This is a genomic window from Streptomyces sp. P5F9 (genome assembly GCF_057961495.1).
Genome location: NZ_JBXVPZ010000974.1, coordinates 1 through 973 on the forward strand (window position 1 = coordinate 1; position 973 = coordinate 973).

The window sequence follows — 973 nt, forward strand, 5'->3', positions numbered from 1 at the left end:
ATGTGTATAAGAGACAGGGTCAAGTCCAAGGGGGTCAAGAAAGCGTTGGACGGGCTCGATCTGTGTGTCGCGCGCGGCACCGTGCATGGGGTGCTCGGGCCCAACGGTGCGGGCAAGACCACCCTGGTCCGTGTTCTGTCCACCTTGCTGCGGCCCGACTCCGGGCGCGTCGAGGTTGCGGGTCATGATGTGCTGACCGAGGCCCGTGCGGTCCGGTTCCGTATCGGCCTGCTCGGTCAACACGCGGCCCTGGATGAGGAGTTGGGCGGCCGGCAGAACCTGGAGATGTTCGGGCGTCTCCATCATCTTGGCGCTCGTCGCGCGCGCGTGCGTGCCGATGAACTCCTGGAGCGTTTCGACCTCGCCGAGACCGGGCGTAAGCCGGTTCGCGCCTACAGCGGCGGCATGCGGCGGCGGTTGGATCTCGCCGCCTCGCTCGTCACCGCTCCGGAGATCCTCTTCCTGGACGAGCCGACCACCGGCCTCGATCCGCGCGGGCGTGCGGAGGTGTGGACGGCGGTTCGCTCCCTGGTCGGGGGTGGTACGACGGTTCTGCTCACCACGCAGTACCTGGAGGAGGCCGATCAACTCGCCGATCGTGTCTCGGTAGTTGACCAGGGACGGGTCATCGAGGACGGCACCCCGGACGAGCTCAAGTCCCGTACGGGCGGTGACCGTATCGACGTCGTTCTGCGCGACGCGGGCCAACTGGGGGCCGCTGTCGCCTTGTTGCCGCTGCCTGTTGCCGACATCCGGGTCGATGCCGACCGTCGGCTGCTCAGCGCGCCGGTCTCCGACCGGATGGCGGCGCTCTCCGGGGTCGTACGGGCGCTGGAGGAGGGCGGGATCGATGCGGAGGATGTGGCGTTGCGGCGGCCGACCCTGGATGAGGTGTTTCTGCATCTGACGGGGCACGGTGACGGGGCGGGTGCGGGTGCGGGTGCGGACGATCGTACGAATGTGAAGGAGGCCG

1 pseudogene is annotated in these 973 nt (G+C 68.3%); it reads left to right on the forward strand.

Annotated elements, in window-relative coordinates:
• Positions 1-90: 90 nt before the first annotated feature.
• Positions 91-973 (forward strand): annotated as a pseudogene (locus tag AC31A1_RS51900) (ATP-binding cassette domain-containing protein); the annotation flags it as partial.